The sequence below is a fragment of the Calothrix sp. CBUCES-K 9914 genome (genome assembly GCF_059640475.1).
In genome coordinates, this window is the sequence record NZ_JBXXZH010000391.1 from 1 (window position 1) to 6,059 (window position 6,059).

Below are 6,059 nucleotides of genomic sequence, written 5' to 3' on the forward strand. Positions count from 1 at the left end.
TACTCAGCACTCAGCACTTTCAACTCAGCACTTTGGAAGGTGGAAGTCCCCAGTACTTGATACGTTCTGGCAACCACCCTGTTTCTATATAGCTTGCAATTAATGCATCAATTTGGCGCCTGAGTTTATCGTTTTGTAAACCTTTGGCAATAACTACACATAATGGTTCGGTGGAAAGTCTAACGTTTAATAGTTGGTACTGGGGGTATTGTCGCACCCAACCACTGAGAACGGTTGCATCGGCGCCGAAAGCTTCTATTTTATTCGTTTCCAACAGGTTTTGAGCCTCAATGTAAGAATTTACGCCAACTAATTCAGCATTGGGTATAAAGTATTTTAATCGCGCTATTGTGCTGGAACCTGCTAAAACGCCTATTTTACGCTGTTTAAAGTCTTCTATATGTTGTAAAGATGTATTTTTAGTAACTAAAACAGTGCTATCTAAATAGTAAGGAATACTGAAGTTGACGATGCGTGCGCGCGATGCTGTGGCGGTAACTCTGGCAATTGCAATATCTACTTTATTATCCAAGACTTGAGAGATACGGTCGCGATTTAGAACTGGCTTAAACCTAAAAGCTTTAGTTGTTCCCAGTAAGTCTTGTGCTAAACGTTGCGCTAAATCTATTTCTAAACCCTGTAAATTTCCACTTTGGTTACGGAATGCCAAAGGGGGAAGGTTATCCTTAACAGCAATTTTAATATGCCCACGTTGCTGAATTTCTTCGACTTGAGCGGCGCCGCAAGGTAAGGTACAAGGTAAAAGGCAAAAGGCAAAAGTAAAAAAAATGATTACTATAAATCGCATTTTTATACCTACACGATTAAAAATCGCACTTTAATCAAAATACCAAAGTACACTGATACTATGCCGATTGATCATAGCTTACAGAGGCCTACTTTGCTGGTATTCTTTTGCCTTTACCTTTGTCCTTTTACCTGTTATGGTGCTTGACTTGCTGCAATTTCAGCTATTTTGCTAAAACCTTGTGGGTCTAGAACAGCTATTTGCGCCAACATTTTACGGTTGAGGTTGATATTAGCCTTCTTGAGGGCGCCAATAAACTTGCTGTAGCTCATCCCATGTTGACGTACAGCAGCGTTGATGCGGGTTATCCACAAACGGCGAAAATCACGCTTTTTCTTTTTACGGTCACGATATGCACTGCGAAGTGCCTTCATAACCTGCTGGTTGGCTGTTCTAAATAAGGTTGAGTGCGAACCGCGAAAACCCTTAGCTATTTTGAGAATTTTTTTGCGGCGTTTGCGCGCGACATTACCGCGTTTTACCCGTGTCATAACTTAAATATTCCTTGATTTCAAAATTTACAACCTGAATTTACAACCTGAATTTACAAATAAGGCAACATCATACGCACGTTCTCAGCATCGGTCTCATGCACAACTGGCATTTTAGACAAGACGCGCTTCTTCTTCGAGGACTTATGTTCGAGAAGGTGGTTTTTGAAAGCTTTACGACGAACGATTTTACCGCTTCCTGTTGCGCGGAAGCGTTTCGCCGCAGCTTTTCGAGTTTTGAGCTTAGGCATAATTGGCTTTAAAACGACACAATCTAATATGTTACTACGATTTTGCTGATTTTACCGCATGGAGCTTAAAAACCTAGAAAAACATCCAAAATTTTTTTGTGGAGTGGGCGTCCTCGCCACTGGTATTAAAGTAGCTGCAATTGCACCTGGTACAGTTGATACAAGTTTGTATGACCACTGGAACCAAGAAGATAAAAGCTATATTAATTCAGGAGGCACCCTTCAAGCATAAGATATTGCCCGCAGTGTAGGGTTCATTTTAGAACAGCCAGACCATGTTTTAATTCCCAGGATGTTAGTTGTGCCTACAAATCAACCTGTTTGATTTGAGGACTGCACAGGCGAGACACCTGTGCTACGATACTTTGGAAATAGCTAGGTCTACAATACATTGGGGGAACTGGCGCCTTAATGCGTTAAATGCGGGACATGGGTTTTGATCTTGTAAGTTTTCTGGTTTACTCCAAGTGAAGGGCGCCTTTTTAGCAGCGGACATCCATAGTAAACGTTTTGCGCGCGTCATGGCGACATATAATAAGCGGTATTCTTCGGCGGTTTTGAGATATTTTGATTGTTCCCAAGCTTCACTAACACTGGGAATGTCTTCTTCTCCGTGGAGTGCTGCACGAATTTGCGCCCGTGCGACTTCGGAAAGCGTATAATTACCCAAAAACTGTCCTTGTGGTGGTATCCAAAATTTGCCTGGTATCAAGTTTTCGTGCAAAAACGGTAGAAATACATAGTCCCAGTCTAACCCTTTGGCTTTGTGCATGGTAATAATAGTAAGTTGTCCTGCACGGGTGTAGCGCGCTTCGATATCTTCAGTTTCCACAGATTCAAAACGTTCTGAGCTAACGATTTCGCTTAAAACACCTAACATTGAACCCATTGAATTAGTACTAGCTATTTGCACTGTTACCCGTTCGGAAAGTTTATCAGCAGTTGCTAGTTCCGCTTGGTCATAATTAAGAGCTAAGGCAATGAAAGAAATTAATTGATACAACGGTAGAGCTAACTTTGCTTGCAGTAAACTCCGACATAAACGCGCGGCTTTTTGTACAGGTTCAGGTTGGGCAGGAGCAAGAGGCCCAGGATATAAAAAGTCTTCGGGCTGTGCGGCAAGAGTATTAAGGTCTTGGGTTGGGACTAACTGTCGCTTTACCAAAACATCGAGAGCAGCTTTAAGAAAATCTGGAGAGTGAGGACGGTCACAAAATTGCAATAACGCCAAAATTTCAGCAGGAACGTGCGAGTGTCTATCTCGTTCGCCTGCATCATATAAAGTGATATTGTTGTCTTTACATACTTGGGCAAGTGCTTCGGCTAACCATTTTCCTTGACGGTTTTCCCGTACCAAAATGCTGGCGCGCGTTTTGCTAGGGTCTGGAGTAAATAGTTCAACAATACGTTTGCTTAGTAATTCAACAGTGTGATGAATATCGCGCGGAGTGCAAATTTCAAGTCCACGTCCTACATGAGGAGGGTTTGCATCTTTTTGTGGGTCATCTGGATCGACAGTGCGAATCATTTGTGGACGGAAAGGAGTGGGGAAGTTATGAGTGCTGAGTGCTGAGTGCTGAGTAGAAGAAGAAGTAGTAGTGGAATTTGCTTTTGCTCCGTAAAAACTGTTGACCCAATTTAATGTAAAGTTGGCTGCTTCGATAATAATACGGCTACTGCGTCCCGCGCGATCCATTGTGGCGAGTCTGTTAGTACCATCACACTCTTCACAAAATTCACGAAAGTATATTGGGTCTGCAGGAGTAAAAGTTGAGTTAATTGCTTGGTTAGGGTCGCCAACACGAACTAAATTTACCTCTGTCCTGTCCCTTCCCTTGTTAGGAGTGTGGGGTTCTGTGGCTAGAATTTCTAAAAGTCTTGTTTGCAAAGGACTTGAGTCTTGCGCTTCGTCTTCAAATACGGCAAATACTTGACCTTGTTCGATGCGTCGTGCATGAGGGTCATCTAAAACCCGCAGTGCTGCTAATATCATGTCATCGTAGTCGATAAAGTCGCGCGCTTTCATTAAGTTCTCGTACTGTTCGTATAGTCCAGCAGCGACGCTTAATATTCTATACTCATCATCTATATACTTGCTCATGTTTCGCAAGTCGTCTATAGATATTCCTGAACTTTTAGCTTCATGAATTACTGTTGTGGCTAATTCAGGTAATACTTCAGTTCGCAACACTGACTGGCGCCGTAATCTTTCAGTTTCTTCTCCGTCAAATTGGACACCTTCGAGTAAGCGTATGTAGCGTCCAGGGTTGTATGCAATCCACTGTTCAACAGCGTTACGGACGAGACGATGGGATTGGTTAGGAGTAACTAAAGTAACTTCGTTAAGCTGTAAATTTGAAAGTTCGGGGTGACGAGTGGCTATATTTAACGCTAACCCGTGCAGGGTGTTGACGACAAAGCCAGTTTGGGGCAAAGATAACTGGTCACGCAGGTAATTACGAATTTTAATTTTGATATTCGCAGCAGCTGAACGAGTAAAGGTAACTACTATTAGTTGGCGCCGAGTATTGCGAAGACTGCTTGCTGACTGTTCGTACTGACGTGCGATAGCAATAGCTGCTGCTGCTGCCATCCCTGTTGACTTACCGGCGCCAGGAACAGCAGAAACTGCGAGTTTCCCAGATGTCCAATCTGCCATTTGCTGCTGTCCTAGACGCAAACCATCACGGATACGGTTAATTGCAGCGTTTCTTAGCGCTAGCGTATCTAATTGGTTATCTTGATTATTTCTCTCTGAGTGGAGATTATTTTGCGGCACTGAATTAGTAATATGAGCGTCGGACATATAAAATTTTAAATTTTAGAGTATTAACTATTTATGCTTAAGCGTTGAGTACGTGTGTTGAATGATAAAAAGAAAACTTTATTTACATTATCAAATTTTACTAGGGGTTATTCTACTCGGCGCCGCCCTTTTACGGTTTTGGAATTTAGATTTTAAACCGTTGTGGATGGATGAAGTAATCACCGCTATCTTTAGTTTAGGTAAAAATTACAAGGATTTACCTCTCGATAAGGTATTTCCCTTAATAAACTTAACAGAGATTTTTAGCTATCAATCAGGAAAAACCTGTCATGATATTGCAGCTAATCTCACTTCGCAATCTACACACCCACCATTATTTTTCTGCACTATGTACACTTGGTTGGGGTGGTTGCAACCGTTGGGTAATAACTGGATAGAAAAATTGCGATTTTTGCCTGCATTATTTGGTGTGGCAACAGTTTTCGTAGTTTACTGGGTAAACCGCATTGCATTTTCACAGCAAGCTGGACTTGCAGCAGCAGCTTGTATGGCTGTTTCTCCTTTTGCTGTATACCTTTCTCAAGAAGCGCGTCACTACACTTTGCCAATGTTATTGATTAGTTTAGCGCTCGCTGGACTAGTGCAAATCCAAAAAGATATTTTTTCGCATCAAAGAATTCGCGTTTGGGTATGGTGCAGTTGGGCAATAGTCAATAGCGTTAGTCTCTACGTGCATTACTTTTGCATTCTGGCAATAGTTGCTCAAGTTGCCACGTTAGTCTCACTATTAATATGGCAAAAAGTCAGGCGCCGTAAAATTTGGATTACTCTAACTTTATCTATCACGGGTATCGCAGTTAGTTTTCTCCCTTGGTTGATGGTAATGCTGCATCACTCGAAGCGTACTGAAACTGGTTGGTTAGAGGCGCCTCAACATGTAGCCCCGTTTTACCAAACTATAATTAACTGGGTATTAATGGTGATTGCCTTCCCTGTAGAACAACAACCAGTATTCAACGCTGCTATTAGTGCTATTTTGATGCTGTTTTGCGGAGTATGGGTTGTTCGTGAAGCAATAAGAGGATTAAAACAGCTTTTATCGAAATCAGACACTCAACTTCCTACACTAACACTATTGGGTTTTTCAGGTTGTGTAGTCTTAGAATTTTTTATAATTATTTATCTGACTCAGAAAGATATTACGGTTGTACCGCGTTATAACTTTGTATATTACCCTGGCTTTTGCGCTTTACTCGCTGTGAGTCTATTGCAGAGGGGTAAAGCGTTTTCTGCGGTTTTACTTGTTGGTGTTGTGAGCTGTATATTTTTAAACTTCAACTTAGTTTTTCAAAAACCTTTTCAACCGGAACTAGTCGCGCGTAATTTTAATCAGGAACCGTCTGTTCCACTAATGGTAGTGGTAGGATATAGTGATTATCAAGATGTAGCTTTGGGATTAAGCTTTGGGTTGGCATTACAAAAACTTCAAGGAAATTCTTCATCTACTAATTTAGCGTTCTTTGATAAAAAACCTCATTTTCAAGCAGTGTTAGATAAGCTAGCACAGTTACCAGAACAGAAGGCGCCTTTGAATTTATGGGTTGTTGCTTCTGGTTTACGAAGACGTGATTTTCCGCAACAGGTAAAAGTTTCTTTGGAATTGGCTTGTAATAAGGATGATAAACAATATTACCGTATTGGCATTCCTTACCAACTTTATCGGTGTGGAAATTTGGCAACGG

The 6,059-nt window shown here is 41.6% G+C and carries 6 protein-coding genes; 2 read left to right on the top strand and 4 right to left on the bottom strand.

Annotation, left to right across the window (positions count from 1 at the left end):
- Positions 1-19 precede the first annotated feature (19 nt).
- The 3 genes from AC2JBO_RS42130 to rpmI form a co-directional block, all read right to left on the bottom strand.
- Entirely contained in the window at positions 20-808 is a 789-nt protein-coding gene (locus AC2JBO_RS42130) for a transporter substrate-binding domain-containing protein (RefSeq protein ID WP_496959585.1), read from the bottom strand.
- A 134-nt stretch (positions 809-942) separates the two neighbouring features.
- Positions 943-1,299 (bottom strand): 50S ribosomal protein L20, encoded by a 357-nt coding sequence (gene rplT / locus AC2JBO_RS42135; protein WP_096689099.1) that lies wholly within the window; start codon positions 1,297-1,299, stop codon positions 943-945.
- A gap of 53 nt (positions 1,300-1,352) precedes the next feature.
- Positions 1,353-1,550, bottom strand: coding sequence for a 50S ribosomal protein L35 (gene rpmI / locus AC2JBO_RS42140; protein ID WP_496959586.1), 198 nt, complete (start codon positions 1,548-1,550; stop codon positions 1,353-1,355).
- Positions 1,551-1,608: 58 nt separating this feature from the next.
- On the opposite strand from rpmI, the gene AC2JBO_RS42145 reads away from it, so the two are divergent.
- Positions 1,609-1,782 (top strand): hypothetical protein, encoded by a 174-nt coding sequence (locus AC2JBO_RS42145; protein WP_496959587.1) that lies wholly within the window; start codon positions 1,609-1,611, stop codon positions 1,780-1,782.
- 123 nt (positions 1,783-1,905) lie between these two features.
- Here the strand turns inward: AC2JBO_RS42145 and AC2JBO_RS42150 are convergent, their stop codons facing one another.
- A complete protein-coding gene (locus AC2JBO_RS42150) occupies positions 1,906-4,356 on the bottom strand; it encodes an ATP-dependent helicase (RefSeq protein ID WP_496959588.1) in 2,451 nt (816 codons plus the stop codon).
- Between the two features lie 61 nt (positions 4,357-4,417).
- Between AC2JBO_RS42150 and AC2JBO_RS42155 the strand changes: the two genes are divergently transcribed.
- The coding region (locus AC2JBO_RS42155) for a glycosyltransferase family 39 protein (protein ID WP_496959589.1) at positions 4,418-6,059 on the top strand (1,642 nt) is incomplete at its 3' end.